Raw genomic sequence first — 24,562 nt, 5'->3', positions numbered from 1 at the left:
TAAATTTTAACAGGTTAATTTAGATTTTAGATATCAATAAATACGAAAAAATCATAACAGCATTAAATGGAAAAAATAGGCATTATAGGTGGTGGGATCACAGGTATTTTCAGTGCCCTTAATCTATCCATGAATGGTTATAAAGTAACGGTCTTTGAAAGAAACTCACTTCTTGCCGGGACATCCGGCAGATTCCATGGTATGCTGCATAGTGGTGCCAGGTATTCTGTAAATGACCCAAACTCAGCAAGGGAATGTATGGAGGAAAATAAGTTATTAAGCAAAACTGCCAGCAGATTCATAAAGGATACCGGCGGTTATTACATATCCCTTGGAGAAGTTGAATCAAATTATGGTGACATGCTTATAAAAAGCAATGAAAAAAATGGTATAGATTCAGAGGAATTACCACCTGAGGAATTTTTAAAAATGGAGGCATATGTAAACCCAAAGATTGAAAGGGTTATAAGGGTTCCTGACAAAATTATAAGCGCTCATAATTTTTCTGCAGCTGTTGCACTGGAGGCCATAATGGCCGGTACAAAATTTAATACAGGCTGTAATGTAGTTGGCGGGTCTGTGTCGAAAAATAATGTAATTTCATTAAAATATTCATATAATGGAAATATACAAACTGAAAAATTTGATTTTATTATAAACACCTCGGGGCCATGGTCTGGTAATGTTGCCCAGAATCTGGGCATAAAGAACTTTGAAGTTATGCCAACACTTGGATACATGGCAGTCTATGACAGACCCTTTGTTGGGTCCATAATTAACAGGATGCGCCCCCCATCAGATGGTGATATTATACTCCCTTACGGTTCTGGCACGGTGGCCGGAACCCTGGCAATTATCTCTGATGATCCGGATTCCAATGATGTGGATGATGAGGACCTTGATATTATGCTGTCTGAGGTATCCAAGATGGTGCCATCACTTGAAAAAAAGCGCTATAAGAAACTTTACTATTCAATGAGGCCTCTTGTTAAGGATGATAACTCCAGGGGTACAAGAGATTTTTCAATAATTGATAATTTCGATAACATGATAAGCATAATAGGTGGGAAATTCACCACCACAAGGCTTATGGCGTCCGAATTAAGCAACAGGATATCAGAAATTTTTGGCTCACATAATTATGATACATCCAAAATAAATTTTAATGATACTTTTGAAAGATACATGGAGTCAAATATGGGTGGCCTTGATAAAGAATTTATAAATTATATAAATTCCTACAGGGATGGTATGGATTTCGAATATGCTGATTACATACTATCAGCATATCTGTTGAATGAAGGCATTAAAAGAGGAAACAAAAATGAAATTTAATGGTAGTTTTATGGTTAATAAGGGCAATGATGAGGTTTCATTGTTTTTTAAAGATTTAAAAAATGTTATACCATGTCTGCCGGGTGTGTATGATCTTGAATATGGCGATAAAATAAAATGTAAACTCAAGCTTGACATATCGGATGCAGGAATATCTGCAATGAATACAATATCCGGAAGAATGACATTTACATATAATTATTCCGGGAATAATATAAAAATTGATGGTGATGGCAGGATAGCTGGTTCAAAGATACAGTTTCGCATCAATATAGGCCTAACACCTGCGGAACAGGAAACAAAAATAGACTGGGAAAGCGATTTCAATTTTGGCATGATTGTTAAAATTATGGGTTCTGATAGATTAAATTCTGTATCATTAAGCAACATAAACAGCACAATAAAGTGTTTTAAGGATAAAATTAATGCCCTATAATTTAAATTTATATATATTTTAAAAATCCCATATTGCCGCGTCTAATTCTGTAGTAATTATATAAAAAACCCTTCATTATGGCAGGCTTCCTTAAAAATCTAAATTTTTCAATGCTGCCACCCCATGGAATGCTGCTGACAACCCTCATCCCGGGACCCTGTGGCGATCCTAAAACAGTTATATAAACAGGGTCAAAGCTATTTTTTGCACCATTTATGTAATCTCCAACAAATATGCCCATTCTCATGGCAAGCTCACCAATTTTTGGCCCAAAATTAATGGCATCCCCTATGGCAAAAACATCATCTGCAATTCGCAGTTTATTATCCGTGTTTAAAAAGTCATTAAATAGGGCCGGTTTGCATTCTGGAAGAATATAATCCGGGCTCTCCGTTATTGTTATATTATAATGATTAAGCAGGCTAATAACGCCATCACGAATTTTTTTACCAAGAAAAGAGAGGGCATTGCCTGAAAATTTAAAATTTTTATTATATTTTTTCATGGCCAGTATAAAGTTGATAACTATATATTCGTCAAATTCATTCTGGGATCCTATGGCCATGTTATTTTCCAGCTTCATTTTTTCAAGAAACGTGATCTGATTATTGCGGTCACATCCCGTGGCTATTATAATTTTATCTGCATTATATACATTTTTATCTGTTATTATCTCCCTTTTTTCTATATTAACATCTTTTACCTGCTCATTTATTATATCATCTTTTAATTTTATTCTTACAGGATTGTTAAATAGATAATAATTTAAATAATAATCTCTGGTAATTATTTTTACATTAAATTTCCTCCTAAGCCTGTAATAGGCATTCAATCCCGAGTAACCACTCCCAAGGATCATTATGTTATCCATATGTACATGCATTAATAATAACCTTAAATTTTATTCCATTTATAACTGGTATTAAAACTTAATTAATCACATTAACATTAAGGATTTATGTTCGAGGAGGAAAAAAGGGCTGCGGCAATGGAGGCAATAAAGCATGTTAAAAGTGGCATGAAGCTTGGGCTTGGCACAGGGTCAACAACAAGATATTTTCTTGATGCCCTTGGAGAACTGGTAAAAAGTGGTAAAATAACCGATATTATTGGTGTTCCAACATCTAAGAAAACAGAGGAAATTGCCAATAGTTACGGGATTAAGACAGTAAATAACATTAATAATATTGATATAGATTTTGACGGTGCAGATGAATTTGATCCTGATGGAAATCTTATAAAAGGTGGTGGAGGGGCGCTTGTAAGGGAAAAAATTGTTGCGTACAATAGTAAGAATGTATTTATAATGGTTGACAGCTCAAAATTTTCTGAAAAACTGCATAAATTTCCATTACCTGTTGAGGTTATACCATTCATGGAAGATCAAACTTTAAGCCACATAGAGGAACTTGGGGCAAAATGCACATTCAGGGATAATAAAAAATTCATCAGCGATAATGGGAACTACATAATAGACTGCAGATTTGATTATACTGATACAGGACTTGAGCAAAAAATTAAAATGATTCCCGGTGTTGTTGAGGTTGGCATATTTCATAATATAACAACAAAAATATTTAAGGGGAATGGAAATACATGTGAAATTATTGATATTAAAAAATTATAAATCCATTTCATTGGAGGATGAAAGTATCATGTCCATGGCCAGCTCTGCAATGTCTGTGGAATAAAAGCCTATTCTTGTTATTTCCTCGGATGTAAATGAAATTGTTTCAATATCAGAATCCAGTGAAATATTTAATAACTCGTTTTTATAACCATTTATTGTTTTTTTCATGCATATAATATCATTTAATCCGGCATATTTTTTTGAATAATAAAGTGATATGGCCTTTTTATAGAGTTCCAGACAGAAGTTAAGAAACTCAATTACCTTATTTATTGCGGTTTTTGATGAATTATTCTTTTTTGTCCATATATTGCATAGATTGACTGCGTGGTCTGCTATTCTTTCAAGTATTCTTGATAATAGCAGATAATATATGCTGTTACCATCCTCACAGCTTCTTGCCTTCACCTCCCGGTATATATACCACTGAAATCTATCAATCTCATCATCCCTTGATACCACACTTTTTAACAGGCCATAATCATTTGAACTTATTCCTGAAATTACATCGGATATCATTGACTCAACATTAAGAGACATCCTTTTTATTGAATTATAGATTGGATATGAATTTGAATTAAGTACGTTCTGCAATACAACCTTTTTTGAGTCCTCCTCAAATATTTCTATTCCTATTACCAGCTTGGAAAATTTTTTTATGGTATCCCTTATCTCATCAGATATATAGTTTGAACTTCTGATTGTAAGTGTGTCGAATCCAGAAATATAAATTGATATAAGGGCCCTTTGAAGGCTTTTTGTATCTATCTGCCCTATATTAAGAACCTTATCTATTTCCGTTTTAACATCGGAGCTATTATATAAAACAAGTCTGTCCTTTGATTCCTCAATTTTTACCTCGCTTCCCCTTGTTAGATGATTGTTTTTAACCCATTTAGAAGGTAATGAAACTATATATGTTGAACCTCCAGTTAGCTGGATCTTTCTTACTGAACTCATGTATATATATTTAAAAAAACTATATATATGTATGTTTTTTTCAATATATTATTTATATAAAGGTTTTTATATGGAAATAAATAGGCGAACCATTTTATTAATATTATGGATAAAAAATATAAAAACGGTATTAAAATAATAATGAGGATTATACCCGGGATTGGTATATTTCCTTATAATTTTGATTTAAATTATTCTGGAAACGATGTAAAGTGCCAGTAACGTACTGAAAAGTACTGGTACAGCCAAAATAAGGCCAGCCTTCATATAATACCTGTATGATATTTTAATTGCATTTTTTCTTTCCAGTGTGTAAAGCCATAACAGCGTGGCCAGAGAACCTATGGGGGTAAATTTGGGTCCTATGTCATTTCCTATTACGTTTGCATACATCAGGAGTCCTGGATTTTTAAGGCCGGATATGGCTATATCGCCAATCATTACCGATGGCAGGTTATTCATTATGGCAGCGTTAAATGCAAAGAAAAATCCTGATAGTATAAAATTAAAGGGTGGTAAAACATTATTTATATGCTGTAGTACGTAAACATAAATTAAATTTAAACCCTCATTGCTAACTCCAAAAACAATGATATACATGCCAAGGGAAAATAAAACAATCTGCCATGGGGCAATTTTTATGACCCTGTTGGCATCTATTCTTTTATCCAGCCGTGCCATTAAATAAAAAAAGGCTGCAAACGGCATTGATATAAATGACACCGGTATTTTTATAAATCCAGAAATAAAATACAGTGTTATTAAGATTAATATGGCAGGAAATGAAATTTTAAAAATTCTTTTATCTTTTATTAGATCCTCTGGTTTAATATCAGTATTTGCAGCATAGTTTTTTTTGAGTTCAGATCTGTAAAATATGTAAAGAACGGCAACACTGGCTATTATTGATATTAAATCAGGAATTATCATAATCTCTGTATACCTTAAAAATGTAATATTAAAATAGCCTGCAGTTACAAGATTCACAAGATTGCTTACAGTAAACGGTATGCTTGCAGTATCTGCAATAAACCCTGTTGCCATAATAAATGGTAAAATTTTGTCATTACTGAATTTGGACCTGTAAAGTATTGAATAAACTATGGGTGTTAATATCAGTGCAGTGCCATCATTGGCAAATATTGCTGATATTACAGAACCAAGAACTATAATTAATAAAAAAAGTTTTTTTATACTGTTGCCTGCAAAATTTACAATTTTATATGCTATATATTCAAAAAAACCAGCCTCATCAAGTATAAGTGATATTATTATAATCGAAATAAATGTAAACGTCGCATTCCAGACGATGTCCCATACCCTAATTATGTCTTCTATACTTGATATGCCCAAAATAAATGTAACTGCCGCACCTGCAAGGGCCGAATAACCTATGCCTATGTTTTTTGGTTTTTTAATTACAAGATAAAGTGTTACAATAAAAATTATCAGTGAGACATAGAACATTATTTTCATGCTTATTCATCGCATTCCGCACATTTACATATTCTCTCTATTTTTTTACCGGGCTCACTGCCAGCTCTCAATAAATTCCTTAAAGAATCGTCAGATATTTTATAAATTATATTTTTTCCTGATCTGTAACTTATTACAAGGCCATTTTCACGTAAATCCTTTAATTTATGTGATATAAGGGGCTGATCCATTCCCATTTTATTTATTATGCCGGAAACTGATAGGCTTTCACTGGATAAAAGTTTGAGTATTTTCAACCTTGTTTCATCGGATAGCATTTTATATATATTGGCCTCCCCAATCTTATTCAATAACATTCTCTGGGAATTATTTTTTCATATAAAATTATTTTCATATGTTAATACTTACATATTAAATAAAGTCTTTAATAAAATCAACTGCCTTTTTATATGTTTCCTTTCTGCACTCTTTTGAACTAAATGATTTTCCATCCAGAACAGAAAAAAATCTGCATCCACCAAAGCATAATGGCAGGTAACTGCAGTTTTTGCACTCATCATTCTTCCATGCAAGTGATGCATTTTTGGCAAGCAGTGCCCTATTTATTATCTCAACACTGCCATCTGATTTTAGCAAACCCTTGGCGAATTTTGTATTGCCTGTAAATGCCCAGCATGGATATATATAACCTGCCGGATCAACTATTATGTCCTCATCAACATGCGCAACACATACACCAAGCCTGAATATATCCTGTGGAACCCTGAAACCATGCAATTTTATTTTGTGCCATATCCTCTGAACTGCATCAAATTCATCCTGTCTGGATATGTTTTCATCCCAGGCCTCATTCCTAAAAAGATTTTCATGAACAAGATGGGGGTCTATTCTAATATTTTCTATCCCCATATTTTTTAATTCATATAGCAGTTCATCAAAGTCATCAATGTTTGAATAGTCTATATTTATTCTCAACACCACATTTAAAAGATCCTGCACATATAGAAGATTTTTTAAAATTATATCAAATGAACCGCGCCTGTTTACAAAATATCTTCTTGAATCATGGACCTCTCTTGGCCCGTCCAGTGTTATCTGTGCATACCTTAATCCATAGCCATAAAGATCATCTGCCATATTTTTGGTAAGCATTGAACCATTCGTAACGATGCTGAATTCATAATTTAAATTGCCCAGCATAGATGAAACCTTTTTTATTGTATTTGCCTCAAGCAATGGTTCGCCGCCAAAGAATGTAACCCTGACCTTTCTGCCATTGCTATTTTTGTTTATATAATTTACAAATCCATTTATTATGTTATCATTAACCCTGGATTTATTTCTGAAATCTTTTTGAAAACAGTAGCTGCAATCAAAGTTGCAGTTGTATGTTAAAACCATTGTCGGTTCAAGTATATTCTTTTTAAGGGTTAATTTATCAAATTCAGCATTTATATCATCTGTTATAAAACCTTCATAAAAAACTTCCTTAATATCCTCTGGGATTATTCCAGATGTAATTTTTTCCTTTTCCTCGCTGCTAACCTTTATCGCATAGCCTGTTAGTGTATTAAACAGTATAAATTCAGAACCATCCCGAATAAAAACATTATATTTTGAAAAAAATTGCTGGGGCATTTAATTTCCCCAGCTTGGTGAGTATCCGCATCTGCATGCCTTCCTCTCCACCTTTAAAACTTTTCTTTCTATTGTTTCCATTCTATCACCATATGACTAAATAAGTTATAATATATAAGAAATAATAATCAAATAAATATATTTAGAAAAAAATTAAGGAATAAATATTAAATATTGATAAATAAGATTATGAGACTTGTAGTAGGAACAAATTTTGACGATAATTTAATAGAAGGTGCATCCAAATATCCTGTAACACACATGTTTGGAAGTTTTAAAAAAACAATAACAGGCCATGGCAGGGCAGCATTTCTGCTTCCAGATATCTCGGATGAGGGATTTAAAAATCATATAGAACTCATGCATGATCATAAAATTAAATTTTTATATGTAATGAATAGTGCAACCCTAAATACCGGTGAGTATTCAGGAGAATACAATAAAAAGTTGAATATTGAAATTGACAGGCTTGTTAATATGAATGTTGATGGATTTATAGTTGCACTTCCATTTCTTATTAAAAAAATAAAAAGGGATTATCCAGATATGAATGTTTCAGTATCATCATTTGCACGTGTATCATCAATGAGGGAAATTGAAGAATACGCGGGTCTGGGTGTAAATACAATAATACTTCATGAGGATACCACACGCGATTTTAAATTTTTGGAGGCAGCACATGAATTTGCAATGAAAAATAATATAGATCTTGAACTTATTACAGATAATTCATGCCTTTTTGGCTGTCCGTACAGGAGAACCCATGATATTGTATCTTCTGAATCAACAGTTACAGGGCAGAATAGCTTCTGGTTTGAGTATCCAATTATGTTTTGTTCCACAGATGTGCTTAACGATCCAAGGAATATAATAAAGATGCGCTGGATAAGGCCTGAGGATACATACGAATATGAAAAAATAGGCATTGATAGATTTAAAATTGCCTCAAGGACAAAAAGGACAGATTGGATATTGAGATCAATAAAAGCATATTCTGAAAGAAATTATGATGGAAATCTTTTGAACCTTTTAAGTTTTCCCCAGGGAAATGCAATGCCAAGGGTGATGGAAAAAATAAATGGTCCGGATAATTACAGGATATTAAGAGATGTAAGGATAGATAACAAAAAATTTCCAAAATCATGGATTAACTTCTTTAAATATAATGACTGTAATTCAATGGACTGTAATGTATGCAAATACTGTGATAAAATTGCAGATGCAACAATGGAAATAGCAGGGAAAAGCATAAAAAATTATGGCATTAAAAGATTTGATGTACCGATAGAGTTAATACCAAGGTTTGGTCACAATGAAACTGACTGAAAATTTACACATACTTGAAATACTGGAGCCTAATTTTTTTGGCACTGTACTTAACCACAATGTGGTTTTCATTGAAAATGCCTATAAAAACGGTCTGGTCATGGTTGATACAAGTCTTCCGGGAAATATGGATTTAATTTCCAGTTTTTTGAAAAAAATACACTACAGTATAAACGATATTGCATATATTATTGTAAGCCATTACCACCCTGACCATAGCGGAAATGTAAATGCAATAAAAAATATATCAGGAGCCAAGGTGATAGCACATGAAAACGAGGAGGAAGCACTCAACAATTATATGATTTTTAAATTAAAATACAGGGATGTTAAATCAGTATTAAATACAAATAAAAAAGAATTCTATGATACTGTAAGGCGCATAAATAATATAAAGCTTGATCCCATTAAAATTGATATTAAAATTGGCAGGGAGCAGAATCTCGGGAAATTAAAAATTATAAATTCTCATGGGCATACGAGAGGGCATATATCAGTTCTTTACAATGATATATTAATTGCAGGTGATGCAATTAATAATACCATGCATCCAATGCCTCCCTTTAGATTTTTTTGTTATAATTATGACGAGGCGGTGACATCTTACCACAAACTTATAAGGTTAAAAAGCAGAATTATAGTGCCATTCCATGGAGAGATATTTAAAAGGGAGGATGTAAATAATATATATTAAAAATTTTACATATGAATATTCTTACATAATTAATATATATTAAATATGCATTATAATGCATGAAGGTAATTATTGTATCTGATATCCATGGAAACTATGAGGCACTGAAGGCACTTGATAAACTTGAGAACTATGATAAAATGATCTTTCTTGGGGATGCAGTGGATTATGGCCCGCAGCCTGCAGAGGTTATTGATTTTCTAAGGTCTGAATCTGATATTAATATTATGGGAAATCACGATTATGCCGTTGCATATAATACATCATGCAACTGTTCTGCAGATATGCTTCAACTGAGTGAATTAACCCGCAGGGAAATATCACTGAAGCTTCTTTCTGAAAATGACATTAATTTTATAAAAACATTTAAAAATAATTATGATTTTCAAATAGATAACCTTAATTTATATTTAACCCATGGTTCACCATACAATAATTTAAACGGTTATGTATTTGCATCTGAGGCTGAAAAAATATTTAGGGATAAGGAATTTTTTAACAAATATGATTATATTGTGCTTGGCCACACACATTTTATGATGTTTTACAGGAACAAGATCATAAATCCCGGCAGTCTTGGACAGCCACGTGACGGTATATTAAAACCAATGTATGCGGTTCTGGATACCAGTGATAATTCTATAAATTTTAGGCGTATTAGCAGTTATAATTCTGCAAAAATAATAAACCTTCTTGATGGGTATCTTAATAATTTTACAGAAGAATTGAACAGGTTAAAAAAGTTTTATCAATAAATACTTTACTTATAATTATATTTATAAATATGCAATATATTTACCTCAATGGATTACAGGGGAAAGGCCGTTCTCATACACAGTGCAAGGGCAGTATATGCAGTTAACTGGATGGATATAGCACCCGCACTAATTTATATAAAATCATATATGAACCTAACCTCCGTGCAGCTTGGACTGGTGGTAACCTCTTTTTATATTGGTATTTCTATATTTCAGCTTCTGGGTGGTTACCTTTCCTCATTTATTGGTGATAAACAAACATCATTAATTGGACTTCTCTTTGTTGGCATATTTGCGATAACCTCAGGTTTATCAACAAACTTTTTAGAAATATCGATTTCAAGATTTCTGGCAGGGATGTCTGCCGCATTATTCTTCTCACCGGCATTGAGCCTGCTGGCATCCATAGTTCCATCCGAGAAATATTCATTTCATATTGGTGTGTATAATGGCGCATTTAATATAGGCGCAGGCACAGGTGTTATTGGCTGGGCCATTCTTGATATTTATATTGGATACAGATATGCATTCTTAATAGCAGGTATAATAACGGTAATGCTCTTTTTGGTGCTCTATATATTATTTAAAAATATACCAAACATTAAAACTGAGAGGTCCAATATTAAAAAAAGTCTGTTGCAGGTTTTTTCATCAAAAATGATTATATTCATAGCATTTATAGGCATTGGAAGCATGATTTCAGAAACAATAATGGGCCAGTTTTTTGTTTATTATCTGGAATCACTGAGTTTTTCACATATAACGGCAAGCACGCTGGCATCAATATATCTATTAATAGGATTTTTCGGGGGTGTTCTTGGTGGTTATCATTTTTCAAGAACAGATCATAAAATTCGCGTTTTTCTTCTCCTTAACATACTTATTGCAGCACTTCTTGCAATTACGGCCTTTATCTTTAATTATATTGAAATCCTTATTGTTGTTATTGCCATGGGCATGTCAACAGTATACGGCATTTCTGTTACATACACCTTTGTAAGGTATATGGCCAGAAGGGACCTTATATCATTATCATTATCATTCGTAAATTTTGTGCAGCTTCTTGTTGCGGCAGTCATACCTGTAATTTTCACAATAGTCTATACAGCATACAATTATAAATTAGCATGGATTGCTATGGCAATTTTATCCGTTTTATTTATTCCATTAATACTCACAATTAATAAAAAACTTGAAGAGATAATTAAAATAAAAACCAGCGTTTAAATTATAATGGTTCTCCTAGCAATCCCTTATTTTTCAATATATTTATTATGCCTCCAGCATCAATTATTTCCATTAAGAATTCTGGCAGCGGCCTGAATTTAACAATTTTACCGTTGGATATATTCTCTATGTAATTGCCATTAAAGTTGATTCTCAGGGTATCACCCTCATCGGCCATGCCTGTAATTCCGGGAACCTCGAGGGAAATTAATCCTGAGTTTACGGAATTCCTCATAAAAAGTCCGTTAATAGATTCTGCCAGAACGCAGGCAATGCCAAGATTTTTTAAATTATCAGCAGCAGGTCTGCTTGAACCTGTTCCAAAATTTTTGCCTGCCGCTATGATATCCCCCTTATTTACCATCCTAGCCCATCCAGGCCTGTTTGCATGCATGGCGTAAAAAGGCTTATCATTTTCCGGGAGTGTGTAACATATCTGTGGATACATTAAATCCGTATTAATATTGTCCTCGAACTTCCATACCCTTCCTGTTATATTATTCATTTTCATCACCAGTTATATAACCGTTAACTGCGGAAAGTGCCACGGTCCTGGCCGATCCAAGATATATCCTGGATTTTGGTGACCCCATCCTTCCCTTAAAATTTCTGGTTGTTGAGCTTATAACAACGTCCCCATCAGAGGAAACGCCCATATGGCCTCCAAGGCATGCCCCACAGGTTGGATTTGTTACCATGCCACCGGCCTTTATTATATTGTCTATATAACCAAGTCTTATGGCCTCTTCATAAACTTTCATGGAAGCGGGTGTTACTATTAATCTGACATTTTTATTTATTTTTTTATTTTTTAAAACCTCAGATACATCCCTAAGATCAGATAACCTGCCATTTGCGCAGGAACCAACCACCGCAAGATTTATTTCCACCTTACCAAGCTCTGTTACAGGCCTAACATTGTTTATTATCTTATCAGGTAAGGCAACCATGGGTTCAACATTATCAAGATCTATTTCATATGTTTTATAATATTCAGCATCATTATCTGGATATACCGGGTTATAATTTTTAATGCCAATCCCTTCCAAATACTCTTTAAGAATATCGTCAAAAGGAAACACCGCAAATTCAGCACTTAATTCCGCACACATTGTTGATATCGATGACCTTTCATCCATATTTAACGTTTTAATTCCAGTACCGGAAAATTCAATGTTCATATTTGGAATATCGCCTATTATCTCTGCCATTTTAAAGAAAACATCCTTTGCAGAAGCTCCCTTTTTTAATCCGTTTATAAATCTAACATTTACAGTTTCACCTGCTATAAACCACGTTTTGCCTGTTGCAATAATACCCATCATTTCCGGTGTCCCCAGACCCCTTCCAATGGCATTAAAAGCTCCAGTTGCAACTGTGTGCGAATCTGTATTTGCTATTATTGAACCTGGTAGAATCCATCCAGATTCTCCAGAAAAAACATGTGAAATGCCTCCCCTGCCAACATCGTAAAAATCCTTTAAGCCCCAAATTTTTGCAAGTTTTCTTAATTTATTCACCCTGTTTGCTATCTCTATATTTGGGGGTGGAACAAAATGGTCAAATATTATTGCTATTTTATCCGGGTCGAATGGTTTAATAGGTGGGTTATTTACAAATTCAGGGTGCAGGGCTGCCATATCCACAATAATTGCCCTATCAACACTTACAGTAACTATATCACCGGGAGAGACTGATTTTAAATTATCCACAGAATGACTTTTCAGGATTTTTTCTATTATGTTCATTGACCATACATAATTTTGTATTATAAAATTATTACTATTTTAGTACAATTAGTACGAATTTAGCATAATAAACTTTATACTGTAATGTATTGATATATAAATTTATTTATTATTTTTTAAGTTGTGTTGTCCCATTATTATTTCCTTTATATACTTTATAAACTTATAAGTTTTCATTTTACAACCATTTTGGATTTATATGCCATTACAGGTGTAACAATATTATCACCATCTGACAATGAATCATGCATCTCTCATAATTATAATGGTATACAAGCCCTTACAATGTACTAAAATATGGCCTTAATGATTTAATTGTATAATTTAATCTCTCTAATTTACCATTGGTTTCAGGATGATTTACCCTTGCCAGTATATGCTTTATATTATTATCATCCAAATATTGTTGAAACTTATTCTTATCTTCTATTATTCCATTCCTTCCATTTGAGAAGAATTAAGTACCATGGTCCGTTATTACCTTATTAGGCTTATTATATTTTTACCGAATATATAAAAAATATTTATTGGAGAACATATACAGAAATGAGAAAGAAAAAGTTATTAATATTAATTATAATTTATTTCTAATGTATACAGATCTAATCAGTAGCACTATTAATTACATTAAAAAACTGGATAAACAAAATAAAATAAAATTTATTGTTAATTATGGCTCCTATGCAAATGGCACATTCCACAACGGTTCTGATATTGATTTATGCATTTATTATGATGGAAATCAGGATGAGAGAAACAAATTTAGGTTAAATGTACTCTCAGAGATAAATGACATTTTTGATGTGCACATATTTCAGGATCTGCCACTTTATATAAGATTTAGTGTTTTGAAGGGAAAAATTCTCTATTATAAAGATAAGGATATATATGATATTTTTAGGAAAACAATAGAGGAATTTGAGGATTATAAACGCGGATATTACGATTATATAAACCTGGAGAAGATACAATGAGAAGGGATGTAATAAGGAATAAAATAGCCGAAATTGAGGAAAGTTTGGAATTAATAAGAGATAATTTACCAGATTCATTTGATGAATTCCAGAAACTTGGCATTATAAAAGATGGTATATACAAAAGGATAGAATATTCCATTGAAAATTTAATGGACATTTTTTATATAATTAATTCAGATCCTGGATCTTGGAATACCAGATGATGATTCCTCAATGATAGATAATCTATACAATAATGAAATTATAAGCTTTAGAATTAGGAATTTAATGAAAAATATGAAAGGTTTCAGGAACATTATTGTCCACAGATATGGGAAAATAGATGATGGGCTTGCATATACATTCATAAAAGATAATATTAATGATTTTGATGTTATAATAAAATGCCTGGATAATATAATGAATAAATATTAATTAAGGGAATCTTCTGGAATGGCATAAGGCCATAAATAAATACATTAATGATTTTTCATTTTATATTTTGAATTTAATAATATTACAAATGGTTATGATATTGGATAGTGATCATTAAACATAACTACATGGATGGTTGTGTACCATATTTGTGTAAATATAAATTTCCTGTTAAAAGAGACAATAATAAGTCCATAAGCATTGATGAATTGATAATCTCAATGTATTCAAATGGTATATTCTCATGGAAGATATCGAATATATTAAATAATAAATATTGAACATCATCAATATCTCTTTAGATATGTTTAAGTTTAAACCATCCATAACGACATATGTCATTATTTATAAATAATGGACCTGCGGTAACACCATCAACGGCATATGGAGAAAAGGAAGATACGTTATATGAAAAGCAATAACTTTATTAGGGAACTCATTTCAGGGCATCATTGTATGTTTTATTCACAATAATTTAATATAGTGCTTTATCTCTACCATTATATGCTACTAAAGTTTATGATACAAAATTAATATTAATTAGAACAAATTACTATATAAATAATAATATAAATGCTTACATATAAATATACATAAGCAATTCGTAAAAACATGATTGGATTATATAAAAAAAACATCAACATTGTAACATTTAATTTCAATAAAATATTACCAGTTTTTTCATATTCAGTGGCAACATTCTTTTTAATGGACTTTGCATTTTTTATAGATAATATTGTTGATCTCTTGCATTTTACATATCTTGAGGCATTTATTTTACTTGGCATACCCTTTATTGGAAGAATGTTTACACCATTTATCTATGCACCACTAGCCCGCATGGGTGTGCCGAGGCTGGCCCTTTTCTCAATAAGTGTGATGTCCATAATATCCTTTTTAATTTCATATGAAAAAACCTTTCCGGAGATGTTCATAAGCAGGTTTTTAATAGGAATATTTTATGGAACTGCGACATCTGCAGCAATAGAGGTTTCATCCATTACAAAAAACAGAATAATCATAGGATTAACCATGGGTGGATGGGCCATAGGATGGCTTATCGCTGCCGTATTCTTTATGTTTTTGAAATCATGGTCTCTGGTTTCCCTAATAGGAATTGTCTTTGTACCCGCCATAATATTTTCTAAAAAACATAATGTTATATCCCCACTTGTTAAGAAGTTTCAGTTTGATTTTTCATTTAAAATCTTTATTTTATTCATTCTTGGCTTCACTCCAGCATATATACTTGAAGTTGTTCCATCATTTCTTGGTTCGGCATCCCTATATGAGTCAATAATTGCATATTCTTTTGCAGTTCCTGCATATATAATACTTCCATATTTAATTAACAGGATATCAATATATAAGATATTTTATGCCTCAGTTGTTATAGTATCATTAAGTGGAATTATCTTCTTCCTTACAGACGATATTGTACTTGCTGTAATATTTACTGTCTTTGGCCTTGGTATGATATCACTGCTTCCCATAATAAGCCGGAACCTGAATGTTGAGCCTAAAAAAATAGGTCCAAGCATGAATTTTGCGGCCGTAAGTGGCTTTCTGCTTCCTGTCATACTTCCAATCGGAATTGAATACATTAATATTATAGCAACAGTAATCTTATTTGGTATTGCAACAATAATTTTTACAAAATTTGAAACGGGTTCTAAATTCTGGAAAAACATAATATTATCAAAAAATATTATAAAACATTAAATTTATTACTTTATGTTATTTAGATCATCAAGATTATCTATATCGTATATGTCCTTCTGTGGTCTTTTTGGTTTTTTTATTACACCTACTATTAATATTATAAAACCGGCTAAACCTGTTATAAGGCCTATTATAACCATAACCCCATACCCCTCTATGGCAGATACCGGTGCATATTCATACTTTAAAGAAGGCTTTGTGGAATTGAACATAACATAGGTGTATGTGCCTGCAGGCATATTACCAAAAACCTTGTCCGATCCAACCGCCTCATAATACTTTGATCCATATTCATATTTCACTAGATTGGTTGAATTGACCTGGCTCAGATTTTTTGAATTAATAAGACCTGCATTTGATGGGCCCCCCTCAATTAATATTTCATAGCCACTTTTTAATGTCATATTTTCTGTAATATATTCTCCTTTTTTATAAAGACTAACTTCAGTGTGTGTATATTTTTGAACATTTAAGCCTGATTCATATGATCCAACAATGAATAGGGCCGCACCTATAACAAGAATAATTAGCCCTATAGACACTATCTTTTTATTCATAAATTCAATATGATAAAGATTTTATTTAAATTTTCCCACATCTAATTAGCAAAGCCATAATGCAATCAATTCTGATAACTATTAATCTAATCTCACCATCTTACGTTTTAATCCTATAAATTTTATTTCAAAGGCTATGGTTAAAATTATTTACCTGTATGGATTAACTAATTATGAAAAATGATATAGATAATTACATAAAAAGCATTCTGGAAACGGCACCATCCGAAGAAATGTATATAGAGGCGGTGCGTGATGTATTTAAGGATTTAATCAAGGAATATATTAGAAAAAAAATAAATGAAGATGAAGATTTAAAAAGGCAGATCGAGGATGTTCTGGAAGAATTCATGGAGGCCAGAATTAAACAATACGATTCAATGGCAAAAATGGCAAAAATAACAGCAAAAATAGGCATTTTAAGTGCTCCCAAAAATATTAAGGACGAGGCCATCAACGATTTCCTTAATACGTTTAAAAATGAAATAGATGAGATAATCAAAAGGACATTGTAAAATAATTATGGTATTTATTATATCTATGAAAATAGAGAACTAATCTTCCGATTTAAAGTCCTTTACTATTGTTGTATTTGAATTAAGGTCAAAAAGTGTCATTATTGCAGGATTTGGTGAAAAATTCATCATCTTCTGATATTCTGTTTGGGACTGCCATGTGGACGCATTTATATATCTTACACCACGGTAATTGCCCTGTGAATATGAATGGATATGACCCGTTATAAAAATATCGGGTACCTCATCTATTACATGGTAGTCCCTTTCAGATGGAATTATTGGTGTTTTTCCACCATAACGCGGTGCCAGATGCCTTCTTTTTAGGAGTTCTTCCAGAGCAGATCCCACGCTTGCATAGCTTGCCCCTGGCACAAGTTCTATCATATCATTTAAAGACATTCCATGGTATACAAGCACGTTTTTTCCCTCGAGCCTTAAATTATATGGATTTGGAAGCATAACAGTATTACTCTTAAAAAAACTGCTTATTTTCTTTGAAAAAATCGGCTGTGGCTCGGCAAGCCTCACAACATCGTGATTTCCAGGCATGATAAACACATTTACATCCTCAGGCACTTCGTCTATATATTCTGCCAGTTTTTCATACTGTTCAAGAGGATTAAGAACGTCAAGATCATTTTCCTGGCCAGGATAAACACCTATGCCATCAACAACATCACCGCTAAGTATAAGGTACTTTAACGATTCCGCCTCATCCATGGATTTTTTTATCCATGCGATCATTTTTTTAAAATCATTTTCCCTGAATGTTTTGCTCCCAACATGTATATCAGAAATGGATGCCACATACACAGGGGGTTTTTTCTGTTCATCAATCATTTTGTACGGTATGTCAGGCCTTATAATTTCATCTGCAAATAATACAGTTTCCCTTCCGGAATTTGAAACAGATCCAATTACCCCTATTACCTCATCCTCTATTATTAACTCATTATTTAATCCCTTATTTTTCAGCAGGAATACGTTTATATTATCATCAAGATCCTCAAGCAATAGTTTCTTATGGCCATTTTTGGTGGTGCTTACCTCGCTTACCATTCCAACAATCTTTACCTTGCCATATGTCTTTTTTGCAGTGCTGATTTTGTATGTACCACGCATTTCACTTGATTGTATTATCATTTTTCTAATTCTCTCATAGCGATCAACAAACATTTTTCTAAAATCCTCAACCGAACTGTGTGATTTAATATCTGGAATATAAACTTCGAAATCCATTTTTTCCCTTTTTGGTGTGCTTATTAGTTTAAGGACATCATTTTCAGTAAGATACCCGCTCTGAATAACCTCATCACTGATCATGCTTGGTATAAGATCGCCCATGCTTCTTTCAAGTATAATGTCCATTGCCTCCTTTGTTACCAGAATTCCGTGCTTTTGAAAATATTCAAGTATCCTGGCCTTGTCATTAAATAATTCCATTAATGGATTAATACATACTTACTTAAATGTTAATCGGTTATAATTCATAAATTCAATTTATTATATATTATCAGGTTTTTTAAATATAAATTTGACTGTTAATCAATAATCTTATATACTGTTTAAATCTTACTTCACAATGTTTAGCCAAAAATTCTCAGAAATTAAAGAAGGATATACATTTGATGATGTATTATTAAAGCCCATTAAATCGCCAATAGAACCAAGGGAGGCGGACGTTTCAACAAAACTATCACGGCATATACGTTTGGGTGTCCCAATTGTAAGCTCACCAATGGATACTGTTACAGAGGATCAGATGGCAATAGCCATGGCAAGGTATGGTGCTGTTGGTGTTATACACAGAAATATGTCAACAAACGAGCAAATTGAGATGGTTAAAAAGGTGAAAAAGGAGGAAACACTAATTATAAGAAACGTTATATCTGTTGATCCTGAAACGCCAGTAAACGTTGCAAGGACCATAATGATTACCAAAAATATTGCCGGCCTACCTGTGGTTTCTGGTGGGAAGCTTGTTGGTATTTTAACAAAAAGGGATCTTGAATTTTCGGATTCCTCAGGTAAAATAAGGGACATAATGACAAAAAATGTGATAACTGCAGATGAAAACGTATCAATAGAGGATGCAAAGTACATACTTTATAAAAACAGGATAGAAAAACTTCCGCTTGTTGATAAGGCTGGTAAATTAAAGGGACTTATCACGGCAAAGGATATTAAAACGAGGGAAAAATATCCCAATGCATCAAGGGATACAAACGGGCAGCTGATGGTTGGTGCGGCCATAGGCGCCTATGATATAGATCGCGCAATTAATCTGGAAAAGGCAGGGGCTGATTTTGTTGTTATTGACACTGCACATGCACATAACTGCAATGTAATATCATCATTAAAAAAAATTAGAAAGGAATTATCAATAGATATAATTGCTGGAAATATAGCCACTGCAGAGGCTGCTGAGGACCTTATATCTGCAGGCGTTGATGGTCTAAGGGTTGGCATTGGCCCCGGTTCAATATGCACAACCAGAATAGTGGCAGGTGTTGGTGTCCCACAGCTAACAGCCATTTCCAGTGTTGCTGATGTTGCTGTAAAGCATGACATTCCTGTTATAGCCGATGGCGGAATAAGGTACTCTGGTGACATGGTTAAGGCCCTTGCTGCAGGTGCATCCACTGTTATGCTTGGATCACTTTTGGCAGGCACAGAGGAAAGCCCCGGAGTTGAAATGATAATAAACGGAAGAAAATACAAATCATACAGGGGCATGGGATCAATAGGTGCAATTAAGGCCGGGAAATCGGATAGGTATGGTAAGCTTGGAAATAATGAATTTATAGCGGAGGGTGTTGAGGGATCAGTCCCGTACAGGGGGCATGTGTCAGAAAATCTCTTCCAGTTCGTTGGGGGCATAAAAACTGGCATGGGTTATATTGGTGCACATAACCTTGATGAATTAAGGAAAAATTCTGTGTTTATCAGGATAACAAATAATGGTCTAAAGGAAAGCCATCCCCACGATATAAGAATAGTTTCGGAGCCACCGAACTATCAGAATTTCAATTACTAGGCCTGAAATAAAGCGAATTGGCCATGGAAATTGGCCATTATTTACTCAAAATATTTATAAAATAATTTTCTTATTTATAATCATGGATGAATCAGATATAATAAAGGCACTGTCCAGTAGGGAAATGACAAAGGAGGAAATAATAGAATTCTTTCTTGGCACACCAGATATGGTGGGTGGCACCAATGCAGATTATATCCGTATAGGATCACAGATTCTGCTGGAAAATAAAATAGAATTTATGATCAATAAACTTGTTACGTCAGGTAAAATAGGTACAAAAAAGAAATCAAACGGCATTATAGAGAACATTTATTATTTTGTAAAATAATCTTATTATGTTAATATATGAAATAAATATTCTGATTCATGAATGAAACATATATAGGAATACATGGTTATTCAACGCACACTCCTAAAATCAACGGTATAATAAAATTCAATCCTGAAAGTTTTATTGTAAATGAAATACCTGCTGATATTCCGAAAGATATAAATGGGAAATATACAATTTTAAAGGTAAAATTAAGGAACTGGGATACAAATAAATTTGTTATATTTCTCTCAAAATTACTGCATATAAGTAAAAAAAGGATAACTTACGGTGGAACAAAGGATAAAACTGCTATAACAACCCAGTATTTCTGTATTAATATTGAGAATAAAAACACTATTGATTATTTTAATTTAAATATTAAGGATGCCGAGGTGATGGAAGTATTTAGGTCAAATCATATGATAAGGCTTGGAGACCTGATCGGAAATGAGTTTATTGTAGAAATCAAATCAGATTACGATAATAATGAAAATATAAACAGTACAGTGAAGGAAATCTTTGAAAATGGTGGATTTCCAAATTTCTTTGGGTATCAAAGGTTTGGTTCATTTAGAATGAACACACACAGAATAGGCAGGCTGATCCTGCAGGGCAGGTATGAGGATGCTGTAAAGCTTTACCTTTATGATCCTGAGTTTGATAAGGAATATTATAGAATAGACTTTTTTCAGAGTCAAAATGTTGATGAGGCATTAAAAAATTTTCCAAAATATCTTTCATTTGAAAGATCCATTCTTGGTTATATTAAAGAGCATAAAACATATGCAGGTGCATTTAATGTGCTGCCAAAAAATCTTGCAATGCTCTTTATACATTCATATCAATCATTTTTATACAACAGGATTTTATCAGAGAGAATGAAAATCATAGAAAAGTTAAATGAGATTATTGACGGGGATTATTTTATGCCTGTTGATAAATATTTTAATCCTGATAAAAATAATATAATGAGGGCCGATAAATACAATCAGGAAAAGTTAAATCTTCTTTCAAAGGAAAATAAAATAAGGGCTGCAATTCCTGTAATAGGTTATAACACAAAATTATCATCCGGTATTGAGGGCGAAATAGAAAAAAAGATAATGTGCTCAGAGAATATCTCATTTAATGATTTTAAAATAAAGGATTATCCTGAGTTAAGCTCATCAGGAGATCTCAGAATAGCATCGGCACTCCCTGTAAATTTCTCAATAATAGGAAAAAATAAACTGCAATTTTCCCTTGGCAGGGGGATATATGCAACCTCACTGTTAAGGGAAATATTAAAAAATGAGGATTTTTAGATAAGGCCAACCTTCTGCAATTCCTTTTTGACCTTTATAACAGCCTGTTCTATCTCACTCTCCTCCTTGGCCCCGGTGCATACAACCTTTCCGGATCCGAAAAGGAGCAGAACAACCTTTGGTTCCTCAACACGGTATACAAGCCCCGGAAACTGTTCAGGCTCATATTCGACATTTTCAAGGCCAAGAGACATTGCTATATCTGTAAGGTTTAGATCAGATTCAAGATCATAAACAGCAACAATATTCTGAACTATAATATCAGGGTTATCATAAACCTCTATACTGGCCTTTTTTAATTTTTCAATTATTATGTCTATTGTTTTTTTAACATTTTCCAAATTTTTTGCACCGGTGCAGTTTACCTTTCCGCTTCTAAAAATAAGCACCGCTGTCTTTGGTTCCTTAAGCCTATAAATCAAACCAGGAAACTGTTCCGGCTCGTATTCCGATCCCTCCAAGGCAAGGGCAATTTTGCTAAGGTCAAGGTGTTCAGCAAGTGATGTTGATGCAACTATATTTTCAATTGTAATTTTCTCCATTTCACTCATATTTATCCATTCTTTATATTTAAAGGATATATAAAGGTTTTAATTTTTTAATGTAAAATTTTATAAAATATGAATAAATATTTTTTATTATAAACCTGAATAACCATGAAACATCAACATTTTAGTACATGTTTAACTGTTCCTTGGCATAATCACTCATCATGTCCGGAGTCCACTGCGGCTCCCATACAAGCTCTATATCGGCAGCCTCAACCCCCTCAAGGCTTTCGACCTCCTTTTGTGCCTCAGATAGTATCCACGGTGTTACCGGGCAGGTGGGGGCCGTCATAGTCATTTTAATATAAACGCGATCCCCGTTTATCTGTACATCATATACAAGTCCAAGGTTAACCACATCCATGCCAATTTCCGGATCTGATACCTGCTTTAATACCTCCAAAATTTCCTCCTTTGTTACCATATTTAAAAATATTATAATTAAATATTTAAACATATTTATGTGTTTAAATTATTGTAAATCTTCTTCAATCACAATGACGAATTTCTTTAAAACAAAATCAAGAGCTGCTATTATAACCATGCCAGTTATCAAGAAAAATATTGCAAAATAACTGATAGTTTGCAGAATAAAAACAATGCCTATGCCCATTGCCGGCGGATGTTCAGAATGGAAAATAACAAGCAGTATGGCAACTAAGGTCTCCACAAGGGCAATCACATAATATATTGAAATAAAAAATGCCATATAAAATCCTAAAACTCCAACTATTCCAGCTATAATATAACTTTTCAAAAATTTATCTATTTTTGCCGATTTATTATCGGGCATCATAAAGAGTAAAAAGGAAGTTGATGCAAATGAAGAAAACACTATAAATTTTGCAAACGGTACAAAATATATATGCGTTACTGACAGAATAAAGATTGTTATTGATACAGTTATTCCAATAAATATTGCCGGAATTATGTGATTTTTAATTAAAATTTCATATTTTTTAAAATTAAACATTATTAATTTAATAAATTTATATTTAAAATAGTTTATTAATTATTCCATGGCCTTAATCTGCTCCAGAGTTTCTTTTACGGCGACCTCAACAGACTGATCGCTTGTATACCTGCTTTTCCAGCCCAGTTTTTTTAACTTTGTTATGTCCAGGTATGTCTTCTTCACATCGCCCTTCCAGCCCCTGCCATTAATTCCTCCGGTAAAAATATATTTAACATTTTTTAGTCCCATACCGCTTACAACATAATCAGCAATTTTTCTTACAGATGTTGTTTCATCATTTCCAAGGTTTATTATATCCGTTCTACTTAAATTTTCATGCACATAAATCATTGAGTCAACACAGTCAGTAACATGCATGTATGATTTTTCCTGTGTTCCATCACCAAGTATTTCTAGTTCTTTATTATTTTTTAATAGTTTATGTATAAAATCATATATTACGCCGTGTGTAGAATTCCTGCCAACAATATTTGCAAATCTGAATATCGTCCCCCTTATTCCATAATAATGTGAATATGCACTTATAAACCCCTCATTGGCCATTTTTGATGCTCCATATGATGATATCGGCAAATACGGTCCATAGTTTTCAGGTGTTGGCATGATATTTGCCTCACCATAAACCGTTGATGACGATGCAAATAATATTTCCTTTACATCCTTTTTCCTCATGTATTCAAGTATATTCTGTGTAACTATAACATTATTGTTAAAATCCTTTATTGGATCCTCTGATCCATATCTAACATCCGAATTTGCGGAGAAGTGAATAATAATGTCAATGTCATTAAGGGATTCAAGATCATATTTTAACAGATCGCCATTTATAAATTTAAAATTTTTATTGCCATAAAATCTTTTGATAAACCTTTCACCAACATGGTTATTAAGATTATCAATAACAGTGATATTGTTATCATTTATTAGTTTCTCAACCATGTTTGATCCTATAAATCCAGCGCCACCTGTTATTAGAATATTTTTGTTTTCCATGAACCTATATA

28 protein-coding genes and 1 pseudogene are annotated in these 24,562 nt (G+C 32.8%); 15 read left to right on the top strand and 14 right to left on the bottom strand.

Annotated features, from left to right (window positions below; genetic code table 11):
- The first annotated feature begins 66 nt into the window (after nucleotides 1-66).
- Together TZ01_RS06575 and TZ01_RS06570 are read left to right on the top strand one after the other, a co-directional pair.
- Nucleotides 67-1,335 (top strand): FAD-dependent oxidoreductase, encoded by a 1,269-nt coding sequence (locus tag TZ01_RS06575; RefSeq protein WP_048102011.1) that lies wholly within the window; start codon nucleotides 67-69, stop codon nucleotides 1,333-1,335.
- Nucleotides 1,325-1,771 (top strand): SRPBCC domain-containing protein, encoded by a 447-nt coding sequence (locus TZ01_RS06570; protein WP_162200860.1) that lies wholly within the window; start codon nucleotides 1,325-1,327, stop codon nucleotides 1,769-1,771. Before TZ01_RS06575 ends, TZ01_RS06570 begins: the two co-directional genes overlap by 11 nt.
- Before the next feature lie 7 nt (nucleotides 1,772-1,778).
- Here the strand turns inward: TZ01_RS06570 and TZ01_RS06565 are convergent, their stop codons facing one another.
- A complete protein-coding gene (locus TZ01_RS06565) occupies nucleotides 1,779-2,642 on the bottom strand; it encodes an FAD/NAD(P)-binding oxidoreductase (RefSeq protein ID WP_055032459.1) in 864 nt (287 codons plus the stop codon).
- Between the two features lie 87 nt (nucleotides 2,643-2,729).
- On the opposite strand from TZ01_RS06565, the gene rpiA reads away from it, so the two are divergent.
- Nucleotides 2,730-3,398 (top strand): ribose-5-phosphate isomerase RpiA, encoded by a 669-nt coding sequence (rpiA, locus tag TZ01_RS06560; RefSeq protein ID WP_048102008.1) that lies wholly within the window; start codon nucleotides 2,730-2,732, stop codon nucleotides 3,396-3,398.
- On the opposite strand, the gene TZ01_RS06555 is transcribed toward rpiA, so the two are convergent.
- The 4 genes from TZ01_RS06555 to TZ01_RS06540 form a co-directional block, all read right to left on the bottom strand.
- On the bottom strand, nucleotides 3,393-4,361 hold the full coding sequence (locus TZ01_RS06555) for a phosphate uptake regulator PhoU (RefSeq protein WP_048102007.1): 969 nt from the start codon (nucleotides 4,359-4,361) through the stop codon (nucleotides 3,393-3,395). The two genes, rpiA and TZ01_RS06555, sit on opposite strands and share 6 nt — an antisense overlap.
- A gap of 186 nt (nucleotides 4,362-4,547) precedes the next feature.
- The gene (gene arsB / locus TZ01_RS06550; RefSeq protein ID WP_048102006.1) at nucleotides 4,548-5,837 is read right to left on the bottom strand and encodes an arsenical efflux pump membrane protein ArsB; all 1,290 of its coding nucleotides are present in this window, start codon (nucleotides 5,835-5,837) and stop codon (nucleotides 4,548-4,550) included.
- A gap of 2 nt (nucleotides 5,838-5,839) precedes the next feature.
- On the bottom strand, nucleotides 5,840-6,154 hold the full coding sequence (locus TZ01_RS06545; RefSeq protein ID WP_048102005.1) for a metalloregulator ArsR/SmtB family transcription factor: 315 nt from the start codon (nucleotides 6,152-6,154) through the stop codon (nucleotides 5,840-5,842).
- 55 nt (nucleotides 6,155-6,209) lie between these two features.
- On the bottom strand, nucleotides 6,210-7,436 hold the full coding sequence (locus TZ01_RS06540) for a radical SAM/SPASM domain-containing protein (protein ID WP_048102004.1): 1,227 nt from the start codon (nucleotides 7,434-7,436) through the stop codon (nucleotides 6,210-6,212).
- A gap of 189 nt (nucleotides 7,437-7,625) precedes the next feature.
- Between TZ01_RS06540 and TZ01_RS06535 the strand changes: the two genes are divergently transcribed.
- From TZ01_RS06535 to TZ01_RS06520, 4 genes are read left to right on the top strand one after another with little or no spacing between them, the layout of a single operon-like run.
- Nucleotides 7,626-8,762: a peptidase U32 family protein gene (locus TZ01_RS06535; protein WP_048102003.1), complete on the top strand. Its 1,137-nt coding sequence runs from the start codon at nucleotides 7,626-7,628 to the stop codon at nucleotides 8,760-8,762.
- The gene (locus TZ01_RS06530; RefSeq protein WP_048102002.1) at nucleotides 8,749-9,456 is read left to right on the top strand and encodes an MBL fold metallo-hydrolase; all 708 of its coding nucleotides are present in this window, start codon (nucleotides 8,749-8,751) and stop codon (nucleotides 9,454-9,456) included. Before TZ01_RS06535 ends, TZ01_RS06530 begins: the two co-directional genes overlap by 14 nt.
- Before the next feature lie 59 nt (nucleotides 9,457-9,515).
- Entirely contained in the window at nucleotides 9,516-10,211 is a 696-nt protein-coding gene (locus TZ01_RS06525; RefSeq protein WP_048102001.1) for a metallophosphoesterase, read from the top strand.
- A 48-nt stretch (nucleotides 10,212-10,259) separates the two neighbouring features.
- The gene (locus tag TZ01_RS06520; RefSeq protein ID WP_048102000.1) at nucleotides 10,260-11,441 is read left to right on the top strand and encodes an MFS transporter; all 1,182 of its coding nucleotides are present in this window, start codon (nucleotides 10,260-10,262) and stop codon (nucleotides 11,439-11,441) included.
- 1 nt (nucleotide 11,442) lies between these two features.
- Here TZ01_RS06520 and TZ01_RS06515 read toward each other — a convergent pair whose 3' ends face one another.
- The 3 genes and pseudogenes from TZ01_RS06515 to TZ01_RS09440 form a co-directional block, all read right to left on the bottom strand.
- Nucleotides 11,443-11,946 (bottom strand): 3-isopropylmalate dehydratase, encoded by a 504-nt coding sequence (locus TZ01_RS06515; protein WP_048102178.1) that lies wholly within the window; start codon nucleotides 11,944-11,946, stop codon nucleotides 11,443-11,445.
- Nucleotides 11,939-13,189 (bottom strand): aconitase/3-isopropylmalate dehydratase large subunit family protein, encoded by a 1,251-nt coding sequence (locus tag TZ01_RS06510; RefSeq protein ID WP_048101999.1) that lies wholly within the window; start codon nucleotides 13,187-13,189, stop codon nucleotides 11,939-11,941. The genes TZ01_RS06515 and TZ01_RS06510 overlap by 8 nt, the downstream gene beginning before the upstream one ends.
- Nucleotides 13,190-13,362: 173 nt before the next feature.
- A pseudogene (locus TZ01_RS09440) lies at nucleotides 13,363-13,673 on the bottom strand (IS481 family transposase); the annotation flags it as partial.
- A 106-nt stretch (nucleotides 13,674-13,779) separates the two neighbouring features.
- Here TZ01_RS09440 and TZ01_RS06505 point away from each other — a divergent pair.
- From TZ01_RS06505 to TZ01_RS06495, 4 genes are all read left to right on the top strand, one after another.
- On the top strand, nucleotides 13,780-14,163 hold the full coding sequence (locus tag TZ01_RS06505; protein ID WP_048101998.1) for a nucleotidyltransferase domain-containing protein: 384 nt from the start codon (nucleotides 13,780-13,782) through the stop codon (nucleotides 14,161-14,163).
- Nucleotides 14,160-14,369 (top strand): hypothetical protein, encoded by a 210-nt coding sequence (locus tag TZ01_RS09760; protein WP_052656814.1) that lies wholly within the window; start codon nucleotides 14,160-14,162, stop codon nucleotides 14,367-14,369. Before TZ01_RS06505 ends, TZ01_RS09760 begins: the two co-directional genes overlap by 4 nt.
- A 10-nt stretch (nucleotides 14,370-14,379) precedes the next feature.
- Nucleotides 14,380-14,580, top strand: a complete 201-nt coding sequence (locus tag TZ01_RS09755) for a HepT-like ribonuclease domain-containing protein (protein ID WP_054964383.1) — start codon at nucleotides 14,380-14,382, stop codon at nucleotides 14,578-14,580.
- 612 nt (nucleotides 14,581-15,192) lie between these two features.
- A complete protein-coding gene (locus TZ01_RS06495; protein WP_048101997.1) occupies nucleotides 15,193-16,302 on the top strand; it encodes an MFS transporter in 1,110 nt (369 codons plus the stop codon).
- 5 nt (nucleotides 16,303-16,307) lie between these two features.
- On the opposite strand, the gene TZ01_RS06490 is transcribed toward TZ01_RS06495, so the two are convergent.
- The gene (locus TZ01_RS06490) at nucleotides 16,308-16,859 is read right to left on the bottom strand and encodes a hypothetical protein (protein WP_048101996.1); all 552 of its coding nucleotides are present in this window, start codon (nucleotides 16,857-16,859) and stop codon (nucleotides 16,308-16,310) included.
- Between the two features lie 173 nt (nucleotides 16,860-17,032).
- Here TZ01_RS06490 and TZ01_RS06485 point away from each other — a divergent pair, with 173 nt between their 5' ends.
- Complete coding sequence (locus TZ01_RS06485; protein ID WP_048101995.1) at nucleotides 17,033-17,374, top strand: hypothetical protein; 342 nt, start codon at nucleotides 17,033-17,035, stop codon at nucleotides 17,372-17,374.
- Nucleotides 17,375-17,413: 39 nt separating this feature from the next.
- On the opposite strand, the gene TZ01_RS06480 is transcribed toward TZ01_RS06485, so the two are convergent.
- Nucleotides 17,414-18,820, bottom strand: coding sequence for a DNA-directed DNA polymerase II small subunit (locus TZ01_RS06480; RefSeq protein ID WP_048101994.1), 1,407 nt, complete (start codon nucleotides 18,818-18,820; stop codon nucleotides 17,414-17,416).
- Between the two features lie 139 nt (nucleotides 18,821-18,959).
- Between TZ01_RS06480 and guaB the strand changes: the two genes are divergently transcribed.
- The 3 genes from guaB to truD all read left to right on the top strand — a co-directional run bounded on the left by guaB (nucleotide 18,960) and on the right by truD (nucleotide 22,034).
- The gene (guaB, locus tag TZ01_RS06475) at nucleotides 18,960-20,414 is read left to right on the top strand and encodes an IMP dehydrogenase (RefSeq protein ID WP_048101993.1); all 1,455 of its coding nucleotides are present in this window, start codon (nucleotides 18,960-18,962) and stop codon (nucleotides 20,412-20,414) included.
- 82 nt (nucleotides 20,415-20,496) lie between these two features.
- Entirely contained in the window at nucleotides 20,497-20,745 is a 249-nt protein-coding gene (locus TZ01_RS06470; RefSeq protein ID WP_048101992.1) for a hypothetical protein, read from the top strand.
- Between the two features lie 38 nt (nucleotides 20,746-20,783).
- On the top strand, nucleotides 20,784-22,034 hold the full coding sequence (gene truD, locus TZ01_RS06465; RefSeq protein WP_048101991.1) for a tRNA pseudouridine(13) synthase TruD: 1,251 nt from the start codon (nucleotides 20,784-20,786) through the stop codon (nucleotides 22,032-22,034).
- On the opposite strand, the gene TZ01_RS06460 is transcribed toward truD, so the two are convergent.
- The 4 genes from TZ01_RS06460 to TZ01_RS06445 all read right to left on the bottom strand — a co-directional run bounded on the left by TZ01_RS06460 (nucleotide 22,031) and on the right by TZ01_RS06445 (nucleotide 24,551).
- A complete protein-coding gene (locus tag TZ01_RS06460; protein ID WP_048101990.1) occupies nucleotides 22,031-22,585 on the bottom strand; it encodes a TATA-box-binding protein in 555 nt (184 codons plus the stop codon). The genes truD and TZ01_RS06460 overlap by 4 nt on opposite strands.
- Before the next feature lie 121 nt (nucleotides 22,586-22,706).
- The gene (locus TZ01_RS06455; RefSeq protein WP_048102177.1) at nucleotides 22,707-23,006 is read right to left on the bottom strand and encodes a metal-sulfur cluster assembly factor; all 300 of its coding nucleotides are present in this window, start codon (nucleotides 23,004-23,006) and stop codon (nucleotides 22,707-22,709) included.
- Nucleotides 23,007-23,054: 48 nt separating this feature from the next.
- Nucleotides 23,055-23,555 carry an HPP family protein gene (locus TZ01_RS06450; protein WP_048101989.1) on the bottom strand — a complete coding sequence of 167 codons (501 nt, stop codon included), beginning with the start codon at nucleotides 23,553-23,555 and terminating at the stop codon, nucleotides 23,055-23,057.
- Between the two features lie 39 nt (nucleotides 23,556-23,594).
- On the bottom strand, nucleotides 23,595-24,551 hold the full coding sequence (locus TZ01_RS06445; protein WP_048101988.1) for an NAD-dependent epimerase/dehydratase family protein: 957 nt from the start codon (nucleotides 24,549-24,551) through the stop codon (nucleotides 23,595-23,597).
- Nucleotides 24,552-24,562: the final 11 nt, after the last annotated feature.

The sequence above is a fragment of the Acidiplasma sp. MBA-1 genome, from assembly GCF_000949015.1.
Classification (GTDB): domain Archaea; phylum Thermoplasmatota; class Thermoplasmata; order Thermoplasmatales; family Thermoplasmataceae; genus Acidiplasma; species Acidiplasma aeolicum.
The sequence above is the reverse complement of the archived record's forward strand: the minus strand, read 5'-3'. Positions and strand labels throughout refer to the sequence as shown.

Excerpts from the sequence above, each read along its gene's own strand:
- TZ01_RS06535 (WP_048102003.1), top strand. The coding sequence starts at position 7,626 with ATGAGACTTGTAGTAGGAACAAATTTTGACGATAATTTAATAGAAGGT.
- TZ01_RS06450 (WP_048101989.1), bottom strand. The coding sequence starts at position 23,555 with ATGTTTAATTTTAAAAAATATGAAATTTTAATTAAAAATCACATAATT.
- arsB (WP_048102006.1), bottom strand. The coding sequence starts at position 5,837 with ATGAAAATAATGTTCTATGTCTCACTGATAATTTTTATTGTAACACTT.
- TZ01_RS06510 (WP_048101999.1), bottom strand. The coding sequence starts at position 13,189 with ATGAACATAATAGAAAAAATCCTGAAAAGTCATTCTGTGGATAATTTA.
- TZ01_RS06520 (WP_048102000.1), top strand. The coding sequence starts at position 10,260 with ATGGATTACAGGGGAAAGGCCGTTCTCATACACAGTGCAAGGGCAGTA.
- TZ01_RS06460 (WP_048101990.1), bottom strand. The coding sequence starts at position 22,585 with ATGAGTGAAATGGAGAAAATTACAATTGAAAATATAGTTGCATCAACA.
- TZ01_RS06470 (WP_048101992.1), top strand. The coding sequence starts at position 20,497 with ATGGATGAATCAGATATAATAAAGGCACTGTCCAGTAGGGAAATGACA.
- TZ01_RS06570 (WP_162200860.1), top strand. The coding sequence starts at position 1,325 with ATGAAATTTAATGGTAGTTTTATGGTTAATAAGGGCAATGATGAGGTT.
- TZ01_RS09755 (WP_054964383.1), top strand. The coding sequence starts at position 14,380 with ATGATAGATAATCTATACAATAATGAAATTATAAGCTTTAGAATTAGG.
- TZ01_RS06545 (WP_048102005.1), bottom strand. The coding sequence starts at position 6,154 with ATGTTATTGAATAAGATTGGGGAGGCCAATATATATAAAATGCTATCC.
- TZ01_RS06575 (WP_048102011.1), top strand. The coding sequence starts at position 67 with ATGGAAAAAATAGGCATTATAGGTGGTGGGATCACAGGTATTTTCAGT.
- rpiA (WP_048102008.1), top strand. The coding sequence starts at position 2,730 with ATGTTCGAGGAGGAAAAAAGGGCTGCGGCAATGGAGGCAATAAAGCAT.
- TZ01_RS06515 (WP_048102178.1), bottom strand. The coding sequence starts at position 11,946 with ATGAATAATATAACAGGAAGGGTATGGAAGTTCGAGGACAATATTAAT.
- TZ01_RS06505 (WP_048101998.1), top strand. The coding sequence starts at position 13,780 with ATGTATACAGATCTAATCAGTAGCACTATTAATTACATTAAAAAACTG.
- TZ01_RS06445 (WP_048101988.1), bottom strand. The coding sequence starts at position 24,551 with ATGGAAAACAAAAATATTCTAATAACAGGTGGCGCTGGATTTATAGGA.
- TZ01_RS06495 (WP_048101997.1), top strand. The coding sequence starts at position 15,193 with ATGATTGGATTATATAAAAAAAACATCAACATTGTAACATTTAATTTC.
- TZ01_RS06490 (WP_048101996.1), bottom strand. The coding sequence starts at position 16,859 with ATGAATAAAAAGATAGTGTCTATAGGGCTAATTATTCTTGTTATAGGT.
- TZ01_RS06525 (WP_048102001.1), top strand. The coding sequence starts at position 9,516 with ATGAAGGTAATTATTGTATCTGATATCCATGGAAACTATGAGGCACTG.
- TZ01_RS09760 (WP_052656814.1), top strand. The coding sequence starts at position 14,160 with ATGAGAAGGGATGTAATAAGGAATAAAATAGCCGAAATTGAGGAAAGT.
- TZ01_RS06540 (WP_048102004.1), bottom strand. The coding sequence starts at position 7,436 with ATGCCCCAGCAATTTTTTTCAAAATATAATGTTTTTATTCGGGATGGT.
- guaB (WP_048101993.1), top strand. The coding sequence starts at position 18,960 with ATGTTTAGCCAAAAATTCTCAGAAATTAAAGAAGGATATACATTTGAT.
- truD (WP_048101991.1), top strand. The coding sequence starts at position 20,784 with ATGAATGAAACATATATAGGAATACATGGTTATTCAACGCACACTCCT.
- TZ01_RS06565 (WP_055032459.1), bottom strand. The coding sequence starts at position 2,642 with ATGGATAACATAATGATCCTTGGGAGTGGTTACTCGGGATTGAATGCC.
- TZ01_RS06480 (WP_048101994.1), bottom strand. The coding sequence starts at position 18,820 with ATGGAATTATTTAATGACAAGGCCAGGATACTTGAATATTTTCAAAAG.
- TZ01_RS06555 (WP_048102007.1), bottom strand. The coding sequence starts at position 4,361 with ATGAGTTCAGTAAGAAAGATCCAGCTAACTGGAGGTTCAACATATATA.
- TZ01_RS06485 (WP_048101995.1), top strand. The coding sequence starts at position 17,033 with ATGAAAAATGATATAGATAATTACATAAAAAGCATTCTGGAAACGGCA.
- TZ01_RS06455 (WP_048102177.1), bottom strand. The coding sequence starts at position 23,006 with ATGGTAACAAAGGAGGAAATTTTGGAGGTATTAAAGCAGGTATCAGAT.
- TZ01_RS06530 (WP_048102002.1), top strand. The coding sequence starts at position 8,749 with ATGAAACTGACTGAAAATTTACACATACTTGAAATACTGGAGCCTAAT.